Source organism: Photobacterium sp. AWH4_225 (assembly GCF_056158405.1).
Genome location: NZ_JBSWTF010000001.1, coordinates 2,543,981 through 2,565,559 on the forward strand (window position 1 = coordinate 2,543,981; position 21,579 = coordinate 2,565,559).

18 protein-coding genes are annotated in these 21,579 nt (G+C 46.9%); 7 read left to right on the forward strand and 11 right to left on the reverse strand.

The features are described 5' to 3' along the window. Positions 1 to 41 precede the first annotated feature (41 nt). Positions 42 to 1,316, forward strand: a complete 1,275-nt coding sequence (locus ACXAD4_RS11940; RefSeq protein WP_475241586.1) for an amino acid deaminase — start codon at positions 42 to 44, stop codon at positions 1,314 to 1,316. Positions 1,317 to 1,559: 243 nt separating this feature from the next. Further along, positions 1,560 to 1,760: a hypothetical protein gene (locus tag ACXAD4_RS11945; RefSeq protein WP_107299847.1), complete on the forward strand. Its 201-nt coding sequence runs from the start codon at positions 1,560 to 1,562 to the stop codon at positions 1,758 to 1,760. 46 nt (positions 1,761 to 1,806) lie between these two features. On the opposite strand, the gene gloA2 is transcribed toward ACXAD4_RS11945, so the two are convergent. After that, positions 1,807 to 2,190, reverse strand: coding sequence for an SMU1112c/YaeR family gloxylase I-like metalloprotein (gene gloA2, locus ACXAD4_RS11950; protein ID WP_475241589.1), 384 nt, complete (start codon positions 2,188 to 2,190; stop codon positions 1,807 to 1,809). A 459-nt stretch (positions 2,191 to 2,649) separates the two neighbouring features. Here gloA2 and brnQ (ACXAD4_RS11955) point away from each other — a divergent pair, with 459 nt between their 5' ends. Together brnQ (ACXAD4_RS11955) and brnQ (ACXAD4_RS11960) are read left to right on the forward strand one after the other, a co-directional pair. Beyond that, complete coding sequence (gene brnQ / locus ACXAD4_RS11955) at positions 2,650 to 3,966, forward strand: branched-chain amino acid transport system II carrier protein (protein ID WP_475241591.1); 1,317 nt, start codon at positions 2,650 to 2,652, stop codon at positions 3,964 to 3,966. 564 nt (positions 3,967 to 4,530) lie between these two features. Continuing rightward, positions 4,531 to 5,838: a branched-chain amino acid transport system II carrier protein gene (gene brnQ, locus ACXAD4_RS11960; protein ID WP_475241593.1), complete on the forward strand. Its 1,308-nt coding sequence runs from the start codon at positions 4,531 to 4,533 to the stop codon at positions 5,836 to 5,838. 139 nt (positions 5,839 to 5,977) lie between these two features. Here brnQ (ACXAD4_RS11960) and ACXAD4_RS11965 read toward each other — a convergent pair whose 3' ends face one another. From ACXAD4_RS11965 to nrfB, 7 genes are all read right to left on the reverse strand, one after another. Then, on the reverse strand, positions 5,978 to 6,598 hold the full coding sequence (locus ACXAD4_RS11965) for a hypothetical protein (protein ID WP_475241595.1): 621 nt from the start codon (positions 6,596 to 6,598) through the stop codon (positions 5,978 to 5,980). Between the two features lie 361 nt (positions 6,599 to 6,959). Beyond that, the gene (nrfF, locus tag ACXAD4_RS11970; RefSeq protein WP_475241597.1) at positions 6,960 to 7,430 is read right to left on the reverse strand and encodes a heme lyase NrfEFG subunit NrfF; all 471 of its coding nucleotides are present in this window, start codon (positions 7,428 to 7,430) and stop codon (positions 6,960 to 6,962) included. Then, positions 7,423 to 7,971: a DsbE family thiol:disulfide interchange protein gene (locus ACXAD4_RS11975; protein ID WP_475241599.1), complete on the reverse strand. Its 549-nt coding sequence runs from the start codon at positions 7,969 to 7,971 to the stop codon at positions 7,423 to 7,425. The genes nrfF and ACXAD4_RS11975 overlap by 8 nt, the downstream gene beginning before the upstream one ends. A gap of 20 nt (positions 7,972 to 7,991) precedes the next feature. Beyond that, positions 7,992 to 9,977, reverse strand: coding sequence for a heme lyase CcmF/NrfE family subunit (locus ACXAD4_RS11980; RefSeq protein WP_475241600.1), 1,986 nt, complete (start codon positions 9,975 to 9,977; stop codon positions 7,992 to 7,994). Between the two features lie 65 nt (positions 9,978 to 10,042). Further along, the gene (gene nrfD, locus ACXAD4_RS11985) at positions 10,043 to 11,002 is read right to left on the reverse strand and encodes a cytochrome c nitrite reductase subunit NrfD (protein ID WP_475241602.1); all 960 of its coding nucleotides are present in this window, start codon (positions 11,000 to 11,002) and stop codon (positions 10,043 to 10,045) included. Next, positions 10,999 to 11,691, reverse strand: coding sequence for a cytochrome c nitrite reductase Fe-S protein (gene nrfC, locus ACXAD4_RS11990; RefSeq protein WP_475241604.1), 693 nt, complete (start codon positions 11,689 to 11,691; stop codon positions 10,999 to 11,001). The genes nrfD and nrfC overlap by 4 nt, the downstream gene beginning before the upstream one ends. 10 nt (positions 11,692 to 11,701) lie before the next feature. Then, the gene (nrfB, locus tag ACXAD4_RS11995; RefSeq protein WP_475241605.1) at positions 11,702 to 12,307 is read right to left on the reverse strand and encodes a cytochrome c nitrite reductase pentaheme subunit; all 606 of its coding nucleotides are present in this window, start codon (positions 12,305 to 12,307) and stop codon (positions 11,702 to 11,704) included. Positions 12,308 to 12,858: 551 nt separating this feature from the next. Here nrfB and nrfA point away from each other — a divergent pair. Continuing rightward, positions 12,859 to 14,304 carry an ammonia-forming nitrite reductase cytochrome c552 subunit gene (gene nrfA, locus ACXAD4_RS12000; RefSeq protein WP_475241607.1) on the forward strand — a complete coding sequence of 482 codons (1,446 nt, stop codon included), beginning with the start codon at positions 12,859 to 12,861 and terminating at the stop codon, positions 14,302 to 14,304. A 76-nt stretch (positions 14,305 to 14,380) separates the two neighbouring features. Here the strand turns inward: nrfA and ACXAD4_RS12005 are convergent, their stop codons facing one another. Next, positions 14,381 to 15,304 carry a LysR family transcriptional regulator gene (locus tag ACXAD4_RS12005; protein WP_475241608.1) on the reverse strand — a complete coding sequence of 308 codons (924 nt, stop codon included), beginning with the start codon at positions 15,302 to 15,304 and terminating at the stop codon, positions 14,381 to 14,383. Positions 15,305 to 15,436: 132 nt separating this feature from the next. On the opposite strand from ACXAD4_RS12005, the gene ACXAD4_RS12010 reads away from it, so the two are divergent. Then, on the forward strand, positions 15,437 to 16,105 hold the full coding sequence (locus ACXAD4_RS12010; RefSeq protein WP_475241610.1) for an SDR family oxidoreductase: 669 nt from the start codon (positions 15,437 to 15,439) through the stop codon (positions 16,103 to 16,105). Between the two features lie 146 nt (positions 16,106 to 16,251). Beyond that, entirely contained in the window at positions 16,252 to 17,439 is a 1,188-nt protein-coding gene (locus ACXAD4_RS12015) for an MFS transporter (RefSeq protein ID WP_475241612.1), read from the forward strand. A gap of 107 nt (positions 17,440 to 17,546) precedes the next feature. On the opposite strand, the gene ACXAD4_RS12020 is transcribed toward ACXAD4_RS12015, so the two are convergent. Both ACXAD4_RS12020 and ACXAD4_RS12025 read right to left on the reverse strand, forming a co-directional pair. Next, positions 17,547 to 20,375: a hypothetical protein gene (locus tag ACXAD4_RS12020; RefSeq protein WP_475241614.1), complete on the reverse strand. Its 2,829-nt coding sequence runs from the start codon at positions 20,373 to 20,375 to the stop codon at positions 17,547 to 17,549. A 235-nt stretch (positions 20,376 to 20,610) separates the two neighbouring features. Further along, positions 20,611 to 21,558, reverse strand: coding sequence for an MBL fold metallo-hydrolase (locus ACXAD4_RS12025; RefSeq protein ID WP_475241616.1), 948 nt, complete (start codon positions 21,556 to 21,558; stop codon positions 20,611 to 20,613). Between the last annotated feature and the right edge of the window lie 21 nt (positions 21,559 to 21,579).

A 21,579-nucleotide genomic window follows, 5' to 3' on the forward strand; every position in this document is an offset into this window, starting at 1 on the left:
AGTAATAACAAGCCCTGATGGCTATGTTAGGAGAATAATAAATGACCCAAGCAAATAAAAAGCATGTTAGTAAATACCAAGATATTCATCACAAAAAATTTCCCGTAGGTACCAAAGGGATATGGGTGGATGAAAAAACGGAGGGAAAATACAGCCTAATTAACGAAGAGATCAGCCTGCCTGCAGCCGTTATCAAGCAACAGTCGATTGATAACAACCTAAACTGGATGCAACAGTTTGCAGAACACCACAACGTCAAACTGTCACCGCACGGCAAAACAACCATGACACCCGCATTCTTTGAGCAGCAGCTTGAAGCTGGCGCTTGGGGCCTGACAGTCGCCACGGCCCCGCATGCCGAAGTGGCAGCGGCAGCCGGAGCCAAGCAGATCATGATGGCGAACCAATTGGTGGGTAAAGCCAATATGGCAATCATCAAGCGCCTTCTATCCCAGCATGACGTGGCATTCTACTGCTGTGTCGATTCCAAAGAGAATGCTGAGCAACTCTCTGCGTTCTTCGCTGGTACCGGCGTTACCGTACATGCGCTGATCGAATTTGGCGTTAAAGGTGGCCGTTGTGGCTGCCGTACTCAGCAGCAAGTTGTGTCACTGGCCCAACATATCGATAACCTAGACGGGATTTGCCTAGCCGGCATTGAAGTGTATGAAGGGGTGATCCATGGCGAAAATGCCGAGCAAGCCATCCGTGAATTCTTGGCAACCACTGTACACACAGTTGAACAGCTAAAAGAAGAAGGCTTAATCAAGCTGGATAGCCCAATCGTAACGGGTGCAGGCTCGGCTTGGTATGACGTCGTGGCTGAAAGCTTCGCCAAGTGCCAGCACCTACTGGCGATTATCCGCCCGGGCTGTTACCTCATCCACGATACCGGGATCTACCAGGATGCCCAAAATAATGTCATGGCAAGGGCGCAAGCTAACCAAGGCTATGCCTGTGATTTGGGTGGTGATCTTGAATCGGCGCTGGAAGTATGGGCGTATGTGATTTCACGTCCAGAGCCAAACAAAGCAGTGATCGGCCTTGGCAAGCGTGATGTAGCGTTTGATGCCGGCCTGCCTATCCCAGAGCGGGGCTACCGCAATGGCAAACAGATTGAAGTGAGCGGTTTGGAAGCCACTGCAATCATGGATCAGCACACTTTCGTTACGGTACCTGAAGGCCACGATTTACGTGTCGGCGATGTGATTGCGTTTTCTACCTCTCACCCATGCCTGACATTTGATAAGTGGAAATACATCTGTATTGCCGATGAAGAGTTCCAGGTCTCGAAGCTCGTAGAGACATACTTCTAACCGGTGGCAGACCTTACTAAATAATCGCCAGGCTAATTAACCACCAGGCTACTTTACCCTCAGAGCGGCGGTTATAAATCAGGCAGCAATACGCGTATTGCTGCCTATTCATTCACGCGCACAACATAACAAGCTAAAACCCTGTTTATTATAGGGTTTACAAATAATAATTCTTTGCCATATGGCATGAGATGTGTATTATCCCTATATCATTTCACGTGCCACAAAGGATTAGGCCTGTTTATGAATTTCACTTATCTCATTGAAGGTACGCTCTTTGGTTTGATCGTACTACTTCTCGGCTTAGCAGGCGGTTCCTTTTTTACCATGGCGACAGCCAAACCCACCAACGAAAATAGCCTGGTTGAATCCCGCATCGAGTTCGGGTTCTACGGTGTGGCAAGTTTGGTGTTTGCAGGTTTGCTAACCGGTATCCTCAGTTAACATTCACTCCCACTTAATTTGGATGCGCTTCTTAAGCCAATCACTCTTAAGCTTGATATAGCTCCAACGGCAGCCCGTCCGGATCTTGGAAAAAGGTAAATGCCTTACCTGTATATTCATCGATCCGGATTGGCTCTACTTCTACTCCCCTTGATTCAAGATAATCAGTAACCTGTTCAACAGAATCGACCACAAACGCCAAATGGCGTAACCCTCTCGCCTCAGGGAAACTTGGCCTTGCAGGCGGATTAGGAAAAGAGAACAACTCAACCTGGCTGCCATCGGGCAACTGCAAGTCCAACTTCCATGAATCCCGTGCTTCACGATAATTCTCAGCCAACACTTTCATGCCCAAGACATCGACATAGAAGGCTCTCGACCTTGAGTAGTCTGAGCAGATAATCGCGGCATGGTGTATCGCCTTTAACATAAATAATCCTTAATAATCATCACGCTAATTCAATAGCGCTACTATCCCACCCTAACTTCCGAAACGCAACGGACAGAACACCCACACTCGAAACGCAAAACAGTCAGGGAATCTAATCATGCAGAAAAATGCATTATTTTTACCTGCAAAGTATTTACAACACAGTTTTTTATTTATATGTTGTAAATGACTTCGATACTTATGTTCAGGAAAACGCCGTGTTTCATTTCGCTAATCAGACAACTTGCCAACGCCCAGTTTGCAAACCTGTTATGACTACAGGCGGAACATTCGTATCGCGTAATATTATTGCTGCTATTCTAGTGATTATTAACTAGGCTGGCGGCTATTCACCCGTCAGCCAGGCTGACGGGGAGCAATGTCTTAACCTACCTGTTTTTCTTCAGCCTTTCTGACGGTCCATAACAAAAACTGATGTATATCAGAGGACTTGTCCGAATGACTAAACAAAACACCTTGGCAATTGGCCTAATGACTTTTGCGATGTTTCTTGGTGCCGGAAACATCATCTTTCCGCCTTTTCTTGGCCTTCAAGCTGGCACGCACTATTTGCCCGCCATGCTTGGCTTTCTGGTTACCGCTGTCGGTCTACCTGCCCTGACGCTGATCGTCATGGGTCGCTTGAGCCATAGCCAGCAGCTCACTGCCGCCTTGCCAAAACCAATGGCTACCAGCTTTTGGGTATTGCTATTTACTGCCATCGGGCCTGCATTTGGTATGCCTCGCGCGGTTACTGTTGCCTATGAGATGGGTATAGCGCCATTTACCTCAAATGACCTGCTACTGCCTTTTTCACTGGTATTCGTGGTGGCGACGCTGCTGCTGACTTTTCAACGTGGAAAATTGGTCGATTACATCGGTAAAGTAATGACACCACTACTGGTTTTGTTGCTGGCAGTGCTCGCGGTTACGGCCTTTGTCTCACCAGTCAGCCCAATGACCCTACCGAATGCCGACTATCAGCACCAAGCCGTCACCCAGGGGCTAATCCAAGGTTACATGACCATGGATGCTATCGCTGCCGTTGGCTTTGGTTGGGTGATCATCAAGACCATCAAGGACAGAGGAGCCTCTTCAACTAACGGTTTATTTGCCAGTACGGTAAAAGTCACGCTGATCTATGCTGCACTGATGTCAGCTTGCTACTTGGCTATGGCTTATGTTGGTGCAACCTCATCCGCTGTCTCCAGCGATGCAACTAACGGTGGTGAGATCCTAACCCGCTATGTGGCAGAGCTGTTTGGCATCTACGGCCAGTACTTGCTTGCCGTTATCATTGTGATGGCTTGCCTGACCACTACAGTTGGTCTGACAAATGCCTGTGCCGAGTACTACCAGCAAACATTCAATGCCCCTTTTTCTGTCACAGCAATTATCGTTTGTGCCCTAACAGGCTTGCTTGCCAACTTCGGTCTTGATCAGATCCTAACGATCAGCCTGCCTGTCATCTTAGTACTTTGCCCTGTTGCGATTGCGTTAGTTATCACCGCATTAATGGTGAAAAAATCGCCATACCAGCGTTATATCTTTGTCGCTACCGTCTCGGTCACACTGGTTTTCGGCACCGTAGATACCCTGCATATTCTCGGTTTGATCCCTGCACAATTGGAGGCAATGTTGGTTGATTACATGCCGCTTTACACTGCCCATGCAAGCTGGTTCCTACCCTGTTTGACGACACTACTTTTCAGCGTCTTGGCTAATGCATCGCTTTCACAGCGTAGAAAAGCGACAGTCTCAATATCTGCAAAATAGTAGCTATAATCCTAAATTAAGCCGCTAAAAAACAACAAAACCGCCTCTTAATTTACAAGGGGCGGTTTCTACAATTTGGCGTTTAGTCCTTTGGATAACCAAAGCCAGCCCGAGATAAGAACAAGCCTTAAGCGAGATAAAACTTCGATAATTAGCCCAAGTTAAGAATAAGTGAGAATCGATAAACAGATAGATAAGTAGAGTATTCAGCCATCAATCAGGATGATGACTTTTTTTACTTTTAGTGTTTACAGCTCAAAAAAATGCTTATATGTTGTATACCCAGTGACATCACGTTGCTAAGACATTTTTGTTGTTTCACTAGGAAAGCTCAATGCTAACGCTTATCTCTCAAACCGCTGCTAAAAACGTTCTGGCTAATGCCAAGCGTGCGGTTGTGCGTGCAACACAATCTGTCGTCTCTGTCGTCGTCCTAGTCATCGTTATCTAGGCTGGCGGCTGTTTCCGTCAGCCAGGCTGACGGAGAATCAACATATCTTTATATCTATCTTCCCCCAGCCCCTGACGGTCCCAAGAATTAAAAGCAAACACAGGGTTCGTCCAATGAAAACTAACGATACACTTGCCATCGGGCTGATGACCTTCGCCATGTTTCTCGGCGCTGGTAACATCATTTTTCCACCTTTTCTCGGCCTGGAAGCCGGTACACAACTTCTACCAGCGATGGCTGGCTTTCTGATCACCGCTGTCGGTTTACCCGCTCTGACCCTGATTGTTTTCGGTCGGCTTAGCGACAGCAAGCAGCTAACTAACCCATTGCCAACCTGGCTGGCTACCTTGATTTGGGTCGCCTTGCTGACTGCAGTAGGTCCAGCCTTCAGCATGCCGCGTGCCGTAACCGTTGCTTATGAAATGGGGATTAATCCGTTTGTCGATAGCGACCAGCTACCACTTTTCTCTCTTATCTTTTGTAGCTTGACCCTGCTTTTGGCTTTTCACCCAGGTAAACTGGTTGATTATATTGGCAAAATCATGACGCCACTATTAATCATCATGCTTTGTACATTGGCAGTTACCGCTGTGATCAACCCGTTATCTGCACCACTCGCGCCTCAGGGTGAATACATTGATTTCGCCTTCACTCAGGGACTGGTACAAGGCTACATGACCATGGATGCCATCGCTGCAGTCGGCTTTGGCTGGGTGATCATCAAAGCGATTAACAGCAAAGGCGTAACCGACAAAAAAGCGGTAGGCAAGTCGACCTTCAAAGTGGCTCTGATTTATATCGTATTGATGGGGGCATGCTATTTAGCGATGGGTTATGTCGGCGCGACATCCAGCCCTATTGCCCACGAGGCAACCAACGGCGGTGAACTGCTTAGCCTTTATGTCGCCCACCATTTTGGCGAGTATGGGCAACTACTGCTGGCCGCCATTATTATCATGGCCTGCCTGACAACCACCGTCGGTTTGACCAACGCCTGCACCGAATATTACCAGCAGGCCTTTGCAGTTCCTTTCCGTCGCACGGCCACGATTGTTGTTCTACTAACCGGGCTTATCGCCAATGTTGGCCTCGACCAAATTTTGGCTCTGAGCCTACCGGCTATACTGGTACTTTGCCCCGTTGCGATCGCCTTGATCCTTTGCGCCTTGTTCTACCCAGGCCAAGAGCAGTACCGCAACACCTACATTGCAGCCATTACTGTCGCTTTAATCTTCGGCAGCATAGATGCCGCCAGTATTCTTGATACTGTACCTACAGCGCTTGATGCGAACTTCAAACAGTGGCTCCCGTTATACTCAGCTAATGCCAGCTGGCTACTGCCTTGTGCGCTGGTTCTAGTACTGAGAAAAGTAACCGCAATTCAAAGTCAAAAACATAGCCCTCGGCGTACTTTGCAGTAGTAATAAACAATAAGTAACAGATAAAAAAAGGGGGACAGTATTGTCCCCTTTGTATACTTAATCAGGCTAACTATTAAAAAATTATAAATATAAGTTGTCATCAGCCTGATTAAGCATTTAATTGCTAGCGCATAAGTAACTAGTCTTTACGTAAATTACTGCTCTCAAACTTCTTGGTATAGTTGCCAGCTTTGGCCTTAGTTCGAATCACTTTACGGACAGAGCTTCGGACTTTCTTGAGCTTTTGAAGTTTATTTCGAACAGCTGTAAATGTTTCTAACTCTTTCTTTTCATCATCAGTCAGTAATTGACTATTATGATTCGAAATCAGCCTAAACAAATGAAACTTAGTGACTTTTTTTGCAAACAGCCAGCTCGGTGATAACCGATGACGACGTAGTGTAATTCGCTCAAAATCAACCATCGACACTTTATCATCATCGATAAGCAGATCACGCTCAGGTATTGCATGGCGAGCGACTCCGGCCTCCAGCATATTATCCACCAGCACTCTAATCTCTTTAAGACTTTGATTAGAAAGCTGTTCTTTATTATCACCAGCAACACGAGACATCACAACAGTGCTATTACGATGGCTGATAATTTGCGGAAAACCATCGATGCCTTTTAACCTTTGCAGAGCCTTTTTTTCCCGCTTGAAGCGTTTTTTATATCCAGGTCTTTTTTTAAAGGTCTTAATGACTTCCTTTTCGCCTATAGAAACATGCATCTTGCTTGTTTCGTATACTGATATAGACATATTCTTTAGATTTATTTGATTAAGCAAAACAATAAACCAAAGACATTATCTCTAGATCTTTGTATTATCAGTACACTCATTGTAAATAAATGTATCATTTGTCGAGCATATGCTTACAGTTACATTAAGCCATACAGCATGACAACATTAAAAAAACATTATTCATTTAGTCGGGAAAATCCCACTGCAAATATGCGCTTGCAGTCGCTATATTGTGCATACAAAAATTAACAGTGGAGTTTAACTTTCTTGGCAAAATTAAGGGAAAGCCAATTCAAGCAAAAAAATAGAAACCGCTGGGTACAACTTACGATGAAAGATCTAAGTCATTGATAACATCATAAGATGAAATACTGCGTCCTTATCTTTCCTTCTGCTGTCGCCGAATCGTTACCCAGATAATCGAGCCAAACAAGGCCAACAGCAAGAACGGCCCGCCCCACAGCAAATAGGTTTGTGGATTCAAACGAGGCTTATACAGCACGAAATCACCAAAGCGTGATGTCATATACTCAATGATGACTTCATCACTCTGACCGGCATTGACCATCTGATACACTTTAAGACGCAAATCTTTCGCCACAGGGGAGTTAGACTCGATCAGATTCTGGTTCTGGCATTGCGGACAACGAAGCTGGCGTGACAACTGGATAGCACGGCGTTGCTCGGCTGATGAACGAAACTGGAATGTCTCGACAGACTCAACTAACTCAGCGTCTGCCGCTACAAATATCTGATCACTTTGTGCCAGAGCCGATACACTCGTAACGAGCACACACATAACGGCTGCCAACATAAATTGTTTAAGCCGGTTTAATACATCCCTATCCATTAGTTTGTTCTTCCTGTTGCAGCATTTCGATGACTGGGACGAATTCTTGCTGCCATATTTTTTCATCCAAAGCACCTAAGTAGCGGTAACGAATAGTGCCTGTGCTGTCGACTAAGTAGCTTTCCGGCGTTCCATACACACCGAGATCCAATGCAAACGCACCTTTAGGATCATACAAAACAGCCTTGTAAGGATTGCCACTTTGGTTCAACTCACGTATTGCTGCCTGTCGGTTATCACGGTAATTGAGCCCAATAATCGACATGTCTTGTTGCTGAGCCAACTGCAACAAGAATGCATGTTCACTTTTACACACAGCGCACCATGAGGCCCACACGTTCAGTAGCTGCAGCTTACCAGTTAATAATGTTTCATCCGCTGTGCCAGCAGCAGTATCTAGTCGCTGCAAGCTAAAAGCTGGTAGCGGTTTGTTTTCAAGTTTTGGGGCATGACCTTCTTGGGTGAACATCATCGACAAACTTATGATGACCAGAATCACGACCACCGCGCCTAACGGAAGATAACGGCTAGTTTTTCTCATCTCTTTACACCATCACTCTATTACTTCCAAAGCACGATAGTTTCTATCTTCTTGGGTTGCTGCAGCTTATGCGATACCCGTTTGCTCGCCAAGCTAACCACTGCCATGGCCCCACCAATCATCATCAAGATACTGCCCAGCCATAACCATCGAACATACGGCTTGTATTGGATCCGAACTGCATAATCCGTACGGTTAAGCTTCTCTCCCAAGGTGATATAGATATCACCATGCCAGAACCATTTAATACCCGGCTCACTCATATTCATGGTGCGCACTGTGTAATGGCGTCGTTCAGGACGAATAGTTGCGATGAATGCATCATCTTTGGTTACGGTGATCTGGGCTTGTTCGGCGGTATAGTTAGGGCCAACTAACAGGTCTGTCTGCTGATAGGTAAAGCGATATTCACCCAGAGAAACCGCATCTCCCGGCCCCATCTTGCTGCTGATCTCTTCATCATAAAAGCTCACCAAGGTCGCACCAATGATGGTTGCCGAAACGCCAATATGGGCAATAACCATCGCCGCTTGCTTCCATACAATGCCACTCATACCTTTCGCCCGGCGGGCACGGATACGCATGTACATCGCCTGCAGGGCACAAAGTGCTATCCAGATAGCGGTGATAAAGGCCAGACATACGGTGATATTTACCCCACGCTCAAACATCACCGACAATGCCACTCCCAGCACAATAGAGACCGACATTGGAGCCAGAGAGCGGGTAATCACATCTTCCAATCCAACCTTGTGCCAGCGGATCACTACGCCTAGTCCCATAAACAGGAACAACACAAAACTCATCGGTACAAACATCGCATTGAAATATGGCGCACCTACAGAGATATTACCCAAGCCCATCGCTTGGAATACCAATGGATAGAAAGTGCCTAGCAGTACCGTTAGCATGGAGACCGCAAACAGGCTGTTCCCCACCATGAACATCGCTTCTTTCGATAAAAACCCAAATTTGGCGGCAACAAAGTAACGGCCGGAACGTGCAGCAAACAACGACAAGGCAACAATGAGGATCAATGCCAGCATCGCCAGCAGCGTTACTCCCCGGGTTGGATCAACCGCAAAGGCATGAACAGATGTCAGTACACCCGAGCGAACAATAAAGGTGCCCAACAAGCTTAGTGAGAACGTAAAGATAGCCAGTAGTAAACTCCAACCAGACAGCGCCTTACGATATTCGGTGATCATCAAAGAGTGGATCAGCGCGGTGCCCGTCAGCCATGGCATCAGCGATGCATTCTCTACTGGGTCCCAGAACCACCAGCCCCCCCAGCCAAGTTCATAGTATGCCCACCACGAGCCCAGTGCGATACCACCGGTGAGGAAAACCCAAGCTGCCAGCGTCCAAGGACGGCTCCATTTTGCCCACTCAACTTTTCCATAATCTTTGCCACGTTCACCTGTTAAGGCTGCAATAGCAAAAGCGAAACTGACAGCAAAACCAACATAGCCCAAGTAAAGCATCGGCGGATGGAAGATCAGCCCAATATCCTGCAGCATCGGGTTCAAGTCGCGGCCTTCAAGCGGTGTCGGGAACAGTCGCTCGAACGGGTTAGAGGTCAGCAAAACAAACAAGCTAAACAGCAAAACCAGCCCAGACAGGGTAATAAGTACCCTTGCGATAAATTCCTCATCGAGTTTGCGGCACACCCTGGCAACAAGCGCAGTCCAGAGGGTTAAGGAGAATAACCAAAATAAAAATGATCCTTCATGTCCCCCCCACACCGCGGCGAGCTTGAAGAATATGGGTAATTGGGTATTGGAGTGATGGGCAACATAGGCAACCGAAAAATCATCCAGCGCAAAACACACGCCAAGCAAGATAATCGAGAGACCAATAAAGCCAAAGGCGCCATAACTTAATGGCCAGGCATAGCGAGTAAGGTATGAATCCTTTTTGACTAATCCAACAACCGGGACAGTTGCACCGAGTAAGGCGAACACCATACCGAGGATTAACGAGAAATGTCCAACTTCAGGGAGCATCTATATTCCTTGTTACTAAATCGCCACAGCGCTAACTGTGGCGATTCCATCTTTGTTACATCAACCTATAAGGTCGTCATTTGTCCAGCATACAGCACAAACGTACGCAGCATCAGTACACCGATCAAACTTAGTGTCGTCACCAGCATAATAAAGGCTTTGTTGTGTTTAATTCCAGAAGGACTCACGGCATTAAGGCCTAATGGCACCAACATGCCCATACCAATCACGCCATACCAGAACCAGCTAGCCCAGAAACCACCACCGATCGCGGCAATGGCAGCTACCTGACTTTGACCACCACCGAAGTACAAACCGGTGAAGAAAGCAAAGATCACAAACAACTCAAACATCACCACTGGACGCTCGAACTTGTGTACCCAGCTGACACTGGCACTTTTCGCCGATTCTTTAAAGAACACCACGCCAAACAACAAGCAAGCGGCAGCTCCCGATGACAGACTGGAGAACAAGAACAAGACAGGCAATACCGGGTTATTCAGCATCGGGTAGGTTTGCAACGCTGATAGTAGGAAGCCAGTGTAGGCCGCCAGTACCAAAGCCAAGAAGCCAAGGAACAATTCGATGCTGTTTTCGAAGCGCTCTATTACCTTCATGACCTTGCCAACAATTGGCAACTTTTCACCTAGCAATTCCAGCAGCTCGTTCTTGTAGATAATAGCAAGCCAAGCAAACAGAACCACCAGGTAAACCTGGAACAACACCACACCCATCGACATCACCGAGGTCGGGTTGTAGAAAATCATGATTTTCCAGAATGACCAAGGCTTGGTCAGGTGGAAGATCAGAATCAACAGCCCCACGATGATCCCGAACGGGGCCAGAATCGCTGTCGCTTTTATAATACCGTTACTGGCCGGGTAACCTTCGATCACCTTACGTTTAAGGTAGATAGCAATCATTACCGCACCGGCTGACATCCCTGCCAAGAACAGGTAGACCGCAATGATCCAGTCCCAGACCAACGAGTCAAAATAAAAGGCATCTGCAAATGTCGTACTCATCCTTTTATCTCCCCTTTTCCATGTGGCACCTTGTACATCTTAGGCGCAGTGCCGAGCTCGACTTTTTGGCGATAAACCGGCTTCTCAGTGATTAATTGACTGATTTCGCTATTTGGATCATTCAAATCACCAAAGGTCAGTGCCTTAGTCGGACATGACTCAACACAAGCAGGTTGTTTGCCTTCCTTGAGATTGGTTTCACGGCAGAAGTCACACTTATCCGCAGATTTAGTTTCAGGATGGAAGAAACGCACCTGATAAGGACAAGCCGCTAGGCAGTAACCACAACCGACACACTTGAAGTTATCGACGGCAACAATACCGGTGTCATCGTCCTTGAAGGCCGCCCCAGTCGGGCAGACATGGACACAAGGTGCGTTTTCACAATGCTGACAAGAGATACGGGTAAATTTGTAGTCAACATCTGGGTATTCGCCCTGTGGTTCACTGCGGACGATTTCCAGTCGTGATACCCCTTCAGGCACATTATTGACTTCGCGGCAGGCATCGGTACAGGCGGTACAACCGATACAAAGTGTCTCGTCATGGACCATACCATAGCGCTTCACACCATCTTCCATGGTTGCCGCCAATGTCTTGCGACCACCAACGAGGTTAGAGGCTGCCACCCCTGTAGTGAAGATAACTGCCCCGGCACCGGCCAGGAAGTTACGTCTTGAACACGTCATAAACTCTCCCCTACTTTTTTGCTTTTGTCTGATCGGAATGGCAATCGACACAAAGCTTGATTTTCGGCTTTCTCTCGATTCCTTTCATCGGATCAGATGTTGGGTGGATGTTATGGCAAGAAGCACATGAGAGATCCAAAGCGTGGACATCGTGAGTCCAGTTCGCTTCACGTAAATTCTCAGGCTCATGACAGTTCACACACGTTTCGTTTTGCTGGGTGATCCAGGCAACATCGGCTGCTGGCTTTTCAGTGCCGGCAACAGACTGAGCTGGAGCAAACTTGGTCACCTCTTTTGCGCCGTTGCGGTGGTCTTTGCCCACATTGCTGTGGCAGTCTACGCAGGTCACATCACGGTTAGTATGCGGATTAATGGCGGTGCTATGCGCACCTTTAAGTACGTGTTCATCATCCTTGTGACATTGGGTACAGGCGTAATCCCGATCACGGATGAATTCAACGACATGTCTGCCGGACTCCGAAGTGGTTACAGAAGAATTGGCTGTCGTGGCTTCTGTGCTTTGGGAGTCTGCGGCAACATTGATTGAGAAACCCCAAATACACATAGCGACAAACAATGTCAGCATGCTATTCAGGGCTACTTTATGATTGCCCATTTTTCACCTTTTCATCTTCCACAATTACTTTTTTATTTAAATCAAAAAGTAACCGGTGCTGATAATACAAATCAGGCACAAAAGTGCCCCTTGATTTCTGCAATTAATAATCCATTGCATTTGAAATCAATTCTTATTTGCATCATTTTTAAGCCACAACGCTCAACAAGCTTATTAAACTATATTTCAAGATGTGAAAATATGCGACAAATAACAAATAACGTATAAGTGGTATTGAACATGAACTTTTACTGATTTAGATCAATCCCAAAACCCACGCTAACGTGTTGTTTTAAAATGATATTACAGCAAAAAACCCACACCAACCCAAAGGGTTATGTAAATACCCACAAAGGGGTATATAGGTAAATTATTAATCTACCTCGCGTTATTCACTTTTCCCTTTTGATCCAAGACAAAAAAGAAAACGCTTTTATCTCGGTTTTTCTCCTTTCTGATATTCTTATTTAGAACTCTAATTCTGTTTGCATCGAAAAGCCGCATTCACAACGCTTGGCTCTATTTACAACAAGAATTTTGGAGTGCACATCGTGAGTAATAAATGGACGAGAAATACTGCCGCTGTTGCAGCATTACTGTCTGCAATATTTCTTTCTGGCAATGCGTTAGCAAACGAAGAACAACCTGCTGAAAAAGAAAGAATTGAGGCGCGAAACGAAGCTTTTGCAGCGGCCCATGCAGACCAGTACAAAACCTGGGAAGCAACCAAAGAAAGCGATCATATCGAAGATGCCCTTGAAGGTGACCCGAACATGGTTATCCTGTGGGCTGGCTACGGCTTTGCCAAAGACTATAACAAAGCCCGTGGTCACTACTACGCCCTAACCGATGTACGTGAAACCCTACGTACCGGTGGCCCTCAAGATGCTAACTCGGGCCCAATGCCGATGGCATGTTGGAGCTGTAAGAGCCCTGACGTTGCTCGTGTGATTGACGAGCGCGGTGAAGATGGCTATTTCGAAGGCAAGTGGGCACGCTTGGGCTCTGAAATCAGCAACACCATCGGCTGTGCCGACTGCCACAACACCAACAGTGAAGATTTCAAACAAGGCAAACCAGCCTTGGCTTTGTCGCGCCCATACGCAGCCCGTGCGATGGAAGCCATCGACAAGAAATTTGAGGATGGTTCTCGCCTAGACCAGCAAGCGCAAGTTTGTGGTCAGTGCCACGTTGAATACTACTTCCAGAAGCAAAGCCACAACTCAGTCAAGTTCCCATGGGACATGGGTACGGGTGTTGACGAAATGGAAGTGTACTTCGACAATATCGGCTTCAGTGATTGGACCCACGGTCTGTCTAAAGCACCGATGATCAAAGCGCAGCATCCAGAGTATGAAACATGGCGCGATGGTATCCACGGTAAGAACAACGTGACCTGTATTGACTGTCACATGCCGAAAGTACAGAACGAAGACGGTGTCGTGTTCACTGATCACAAGATCGGTAACCCATTCGACCGTTTCGAAGATACCTGTGCTAACTGTCACACCCAAGACAAAGAAACCCTACAGGGCATCGTTTCTACCCGTAAAGCTCAGGTGCTAGAGATGAAACTTCGCGCTGAGAAGCAAATCGTTGCCGCTCACTTCGAAGCGAAAGCCGCTTGGGATGCAGGTGCAACGGAAGAAGAAATGAAGCCAATCCTGACCGACATCCGTCACGCGCAATGGCGCTGGGACTACGCGATTGCTTCTCACGGTGTTCACATGCACGCACCGGAAGTTGCCCTACGCGTTCTGGGTACGGCACTGGATAAAGCCGCTGATGCCCGTGCTAAAGTAGTTCGCCTACTGGCAACCAAAGGCATTACCGATCCTGTTGAAATCCCAGACATCTCTACCAAGCTGAAAGCCCAGCAGGCGCTTGGTATGGATATGGATGCGATGAACCAGGAAAAAGAAGACTTCCTGAATACGGTTGTGCCTAAGTGGGAAGAAGAAGCCAAAGTTCGCGAAGCGAGCTACGACGAGAAATAACTGAGCTGCTTTAGTTATTAACTCATTAGCTTTTAACTCAATAACTAAAACGCCCCGATTAATGTCGGGGCGTTTTTTACTTGTCAGCTAACAGCTCAAACCGTTCTATCAGGAAATCCAAGAACAGGCGGATCCGCTTGGGCTGATATTGCCTGCTCATATAAATCACATTCAAATCAGCCCCGACCGACGAGGTGGAGGCATTGAAATTCTTCATGTAACCATTCAACAGCGTAACAAGACGGCGCTGGTTAATATCTTCCTGTACATCCAAGATAGATTTAAGGGCAATACCTGCCCCCTCCAGTGCCCACTGGCGGATAACCTCACCATCGTCAGAACAACGCTTGGGCAGCACTGTAATCACATTATGCTTCTCGCTATCCTGGAAATGCCACGTTTTCAGCTCTTCGTTGCTACGTACCATGGCTAGACAATCATGATTAGCCAAATCTTGCGGGCTGATGGGGGTTCCCCTTCTAGCCAAGTACTCAGGAGATGCGCACAACACACGCCGACTGGCAGCCAATTTGCGCGAGATCAGGCTACTATCAGCAAGCTCGCCGTAGCGGATCACAATATCCAGCCCGGACTCAGCCAGATTCGACAAGTTATCGTTCAAATATAGATATGGTGTGACATCGGGGTATTGCTCAGCAAATGCTGACACAATCGGTGAAATATACTGTTTGCCAATGTCACGTGGTGCGGAAATTTTCAATGTGCCACGCACTTCCTTCAAGCCTGTTTGTAGAAGGTTTTCCGTTTCTTTCACACTATCGAGGATCTCAAGACAAGCCTGATGGTACATCGCACCTGAGTCAGTCAGAGATAGGTGGCGAGTGCTTCGGTTCAATAGCTTGACACCATAGCGCTCCTCTAGCGTTTGCAGCCTTGCGGTCACTGTTGCCGGTGACAACCCCAACTCCCTGCCCGCTGCTGCAAGCCCTTGGTTTTTGACAATACTGACAAACAGCATCATGTCGGAAAATTTATCCACGCTTTCTTTCCTAACCTTTATCCACCCACAATTATTCAGTCAAACCGAATAATGAATTCGAATTGTAACCAATTATCAAAAATGGCCAAATCAATATACTGGCTCCATCAAAACAATATTGGGACAGCCACTATGAAAAAAGACAATACCGTGTATGTGATTATCGGCGGAACATCGGGCATTGGCGCTGAGCTCGCCAAACAGCTCAAACAAGAAAACACTACCATCCATGTCGCTAGCCGAAACACCGGTCTTGATATCAGTGATGAACAATCCGTTTATCGTTATTTCGAATCTATCGGTGCTATTGACCACCTGATTGTCACCGCCGGCTCCTTTGCCCCGGCCGGTAAAGTTGTGGATGTCGACACAGCCCTAGCCAAAGCGGCCTTCGATACCAAGTTTTGGGGAAGCATTTTCGCCGCTAAACACGCAGCACGCTACCTCAAACAAGGCGGCTCCATTACTCTGACTTCGGGGATGTTGTCGCGCAAAGTCGTTGCTAATACCTATGTCAAAACCGCTATTAATGCCGCACTGGAGGCCGTCACTAAGGTGCTAGCCAAAGAGCTCGCGCCGATCCGAGTCAATACCGTCAGTCCAGGCTTAACACAAACCCAAGCCTATAAAGAAATTCGCGATGAAGACCGAAGTGCCATGTATCAACACAGTCAAAATACCTTGCCTGTGGGAAAAGTTGGGCAAGCTTCTGATATTGCGATGGCTTACCTCTTAGTCATGCAGAACACCTACATGACAGGCACTGTGATCGATGTAGATGGTGGAGCCTTGCTTGGCTAAACGCTAAGGAAACCCTCGTGTTTATAACGACTTAGTCATCACAACAGTTTTATCACAGCTTTTCATAACAGTTATGAGTGCCAATTCCTTCAAAGCGATTGGCATCTTGGATTCATTTAGATTCACGAAATATAAGAGCCCCCCTCATGAATAAAGAAAGAATGCCGCTGCAGGTATGGATTTTGACGCTTGCAGCATTCGCTATCGGAACCGCTGAATTTGTTATCGCAGGCATCCTGCCACAGGTTGCCAACTCACTGTCGATCAGTGAAGGCCAAGCCGGTTATCTAATCAGTGCCTATGCCCTGGCTATTGTATTCGGGGGGCCGATTCTAACCATTTACCTCGCTCGATTTAACAAGAAGACCGTACTGGCTGGTTTAATGTTACTGTTCATAGCCGGTAACCTGCTATCTGCGTTCGCACCGAATTACATAGTGCTGATGGTCAGCCGAGTCATCACAGGTTTGGTTCAAGGTCCCTTCTATGGCATCGGCGCTGTTGTCGCGACTAACTTGGTCTCAGAGAAAATGGCAGGAAGAGCGGTCGGTCAAATGTTCGCAGGTCTGACACTAGCCAACGTGCTCGGTGTCCCCGGCGGCACTTGGATTGGACTTCAATTTGGCTGGCACACCACTTTCTTGACCGTTTCGGCCTTTGGTTTAGTGGCACTATTTTTCATCACAACCGTCATTAAATCATCTGGCCATGGTGAAGCAAAAGACGTTAAAGCTCAATTAATGGCCTTCAAGAACCCAATGCTACTCATCAGTCTAGCGATCACGGTCTTTGCTTGGTCTGGCTTCATGACACTTTACGGCTATTTAGCCCCTATCGCCATGCACATTACAGGATTTGCTGAGAATTCTGTCACATGGATTCTGGTCATCGTCGGTGTGGGCTTAATTATTGGCAATACCCTAGGCGGGCGTTCATCAGATAAAAACTTACAAAAAGCCTCCATGTTCTGGGCCATCGCCATGATTGTTGCACTGGTATTGGTAGGACTTACAGTCGAGAGCAAAGTCATGTTTGTCGCTGCAGCCTTTGTCTTCGGCATCGCTTCCTTTGCCAACGTTCCAGCCATGCAGTTACGAGTGATGAACCATGGTGGAGAAGGCCAGGAGCTTGCCGCAACTGCAAATATCTCAGCATTCAACTTGGCTAATGCCTTTGGTGGTTTCTTAGGCGGGATGGTACTTGATAGCCAGCTGGGTGCTGGCATGATCCCCTACTCAGCTATCGTGGTCCCTATCATTGGTCTGCTTTTCATTGCCAAAGCTAATTCAAAAGAGGTTAGCCTAGGTTCACTAAAACCAAGCTTAGAAAGCTAATTTGAGTCGCACTGCAGCCTCAACTTAACTATGCACCAGCTTAGAAATTACCACTGTTCGCCCCGATATAGTCGGGGCAATACCCTCTAATCTTAATCTACTGTAAGTTAATGGCTTGATATAACCTCAAATGCAGGACCGTGCTGGGCATCGAATGAAACCTGGATCTCCTTGTCCTTGCTGTAAGGTATCGTCACAATGCTGTCTGTGGCATTAGAGCTATCAACCTCAATACCATCGACAAGTGAGTCAATATCATTGGCATTGTGTAAGGGGATAACCAGAGACACAACGGTGAATGTTTCCCCAGCTTTTAATGGCTTATAAGCGCTGAACCACTCCCTAGTTTCCGGATCGAAGGTGTTGTTCGTCAACGTGATATCACTAGTTTCTGGTGTGGAAGCAAAGACAATTAGCGTGTCACTCCCTTCTTTTTCACCCAATGGAAGTGCGTGAGGCAACATCCGCTGCTGACCACGTAACAAGACCCAATTATCCCCGGTCACCGCCTTGAATTGTGGTAGAATCTGATAAATCACCCCACCGTTGTGATTCCCCCAGTAACTCTCTTTGGTAGAGATGGTATCTGACACCACCGCAATTCCATTATGTAACAGTACGACCTGGCGTTTGGCTTCAACCCCATTGTACTGATATTGCTGATAGTCGACGTATCCATAAGCGGCATCTTTGGCAATCCCCATCGCGTCGAAACTGTCAATGACATACCCGTGAGAAGGTTCGTATCCCATCACCTCGACAAACTGGTCATTATCCCCCGGAGCTGAGACCTCTTTCGATGGGTATGGTGCGCTCGGGTATGGGTAGGCGCCCGGATTAATGTAAATACCGTTGTTTTTGTTCGCTTCCGACCAGCGCTTCATCCTTGTGACGGTGTGGGCACCATTAAAAATGTGAGCATCAATACCGGAGCGGTGATCGACTGCCGCTTTGTGCTGGGTATAGCTTAGATCCATCAACAGGTAAGGCGCTCGAGGGTGGTGACCTGTCGATATCACCAGTTTATCCTGCACATCAACAAAATCGGTATCCCCTCGCCCCAATAGCAATCCATTATATTCACAACACGACGTGATCCTCTGTGTTGCACGCGAAGTTATATCAATATCAGCAGGCTTAGCCAGAAGCACATCCATGGCATCTATCCCCGTCGGCCAAAGATCGGCTTCATAGGCCTTGCCCGCAATTGCTCCATGCTGCTGCAAGTAAAATGCTTCATATTTTCTAGCGACATAAAGATAGAATGGGTTCTGCCATAAGCGATATCCCATCTTTAGATCCCAAGGAAGGCTTCCCCCTGCCGATATGCGAATTTGCCCATCAGCGATGGTTTCCATTGACTTTCCCCACTTGGCCGATTGTCCGCTGCTCATCACGGTACGGACCATACGATCCAGCATTCTCAACAGATGCTCGGAATTAACAACATCACTTTCCAAACCATGGCGGAGGGCAATATTCAAAATAATATGGAAACCGGTATTAGCATCATAATGAGGGGAATTGTCACCATCATAGGACATCTGGGTAACGTTCTCCCAAAAGGCTTCAAAGGCTTCTTTCACCTTGGGAAAACGAGGGCTATTTTGATAAAGAAGACTGATCGTTGATGCCACATCCATGGCAAAGACTTCTTTATTATAACCCGTCGTGTAATAGGCATTATCGTAATAGGGAGCAGTGCCTTCAATATACGTAGCAATGAATGCCTCGAGGTTTTGTTTGAAAAGGCCAGCTTGCGGTGTATCAGCCTCAAAAGCATCGAGCGCATACAGTCCCCAAGCGTAATCCATATAATATCTAATTGGGGTAACCTGCTTTAAGTCATTGATTTTAAATTCGCTCTCGATAATGACTTGCTCAGCATGCAACCTCGCCTTCTCGCCCTCTTTCTGAAAGCGCCGGACAACTTCATCACGCCACTCAGGAAAACAAGCCTCATCGGTTGATAACATGACCAATGTCCGCAAGGCACTCTTTGCATCACCTTGGGTATTGATTTTGGCGATCAATTCATCGATGAGCTGTGCCTCGTTGCCCGCGGCATTTTGCTGTTCCAAATAAGTAAAATAGTCGTCGTATACCGCCTGTAGTTCTCTTTCCCGAGCCGTGATTTCATTATCACTCTCATGATGCGGCACATAATCTAGTGGAAAAACATGACTTTCCAACGGCTCCGAACTTTGGCTGGAATTCGTGAGCTGATCCAACTCATTACCATCGCCATCCTTGCCCGCTTCCTGATCATCGAGTTTGTGATTCAAGCTGAAAACAAAACGGTCAAGAGCAAAGCCTTTCTCCCTATCTCGTATTTTAAAGCTAAGTGTCTTACCGACATCCTCTTGGGTAACAACGAAGTGATTATTGATGCCGTACCAAAAGAACTTTCCTTCTGATGGATTCGTCACTGGGTGTGACTCGATATCACTATCTTGCGGCATACGAGATCCCAGCTTCTTATCGGGGTCTGCACCAAAGGCAGCTGCTGCATAAAAGGAGTCTTCACCGCCGTAAGAGTCTGGTCCGCCACGTTCAAACAGCGAACTGCGGAAATACATTTTGTAAGTACCTGGAGTATTGAATATCAACTTATATTCAACCGTCGAGCGCTGCTCTTTGGTGTTAAACCGCATATCAGCCAATAACGCCCGATCACCCGATGCCGGGAATTCGCTCTCTTCTGGCAGGATATTAGTGCCAAATTCAGAAATGAACGCATTAATGTTGATGACGTTAAGTCCATCATTTTCGCCATAGTGACGTGTAATGTCGTAATAGTCTTCGGCCTCGAAGGCGATATAGTCCTCATCAATGCCTTGTATATATGCATCCCCCGCATCGGCTAAGGCCTGTTGGGCAAATACCAACCATAAAATATTAGAAAGGACAGGCACCAAGCGATGGAAAGAAGTCATTATTCACCCAATTAAACACGCACAAAAATGCCATTAGATAAAATGCTAACCATCTGTTCAATATGCTTAAAATATCTGTCCCTCAATATTCATGGTGAACACCAGAGCTATCCTAGGAAAGATGAATTATAAAAAATATATATTTCATCTTTCCTGTCTTTCTGTGCAATGCCTTTCAAAGGATAAACAATTCAAACTAGATTAAATTTACTTAATATCTAACTCCAAGCAGCCCTCAGTACACATCCAAATCCTGGGCCATAACATATTTACCTTGGTAATACTGGCTGAACTCATTATCAACAGAAGCTGCACTGGTTCCAAAGTAGAGGACATGATTCAGGACCATCAACTGCGGCTTTATGATATCGCCTATTTTGGCCAAATCCTTAGTCGATGTATGAGCCAGCTGGTGGTATTTCTGCCAATCTGGTGTTCGCTTGGCGAGCCCTTCCATACTGTACACTTCGTGGATCAGTATGTCGGCTCCTTTGTAGTTCTCGATAACTTTATCGTCATAGGTGGTATCACCTGAAACGACGATCACCCTATCAGGAGTCGTAAAGCGGTAACCCAAAGCGTAGCCATCTGGCCAATCACCATGGCGGGCATTGAAGGCTTCAACGGTAACATTGTCATCCTTGTACACCACACCTGGCTCGCGAATAATAGTGGTATTGACCTTATATCCATCTGGATTTGCAGGTTGAGCGCCGTTCATACGATGAACAATATCTTTATCAAAAGCCTTTAAGGTGTTGTTTACCAAAAAGTTGGTGTTCGGCGGGCCATACAAATTTAATGGCTCTTTGCGCCCTAATACCCACGGCGTCAGAATAATATCGGCGATCCCCATGGTATGATCCGAGTCCAAATGGGTAAGAAAAGCAGTTTTTATGAAGGTTGGGCGTAGTGTATTACCCGGAAAGCCCTCAAAGCCTTTTTGCCTCGCCGCATCAATTTGTCTGGCCACCCCTGGACCAAAGTCAACCAGATACACCTCGCCATTGACCACAATCGCCACCGACTGACCTGAATGGTTTGCATCATTAAATGGAGTACCGGTTCCCAGCATAACAACCTGCGTTGTCTTGGACGGAGCGAGCGCTTGAGCAAATGTCCCCCAGCTCAGACACAACATTGTTAGCATCAGACTGGCACGAGATAGAATTGATAGCCGCATAAGATAAAACACCCCTTTAGT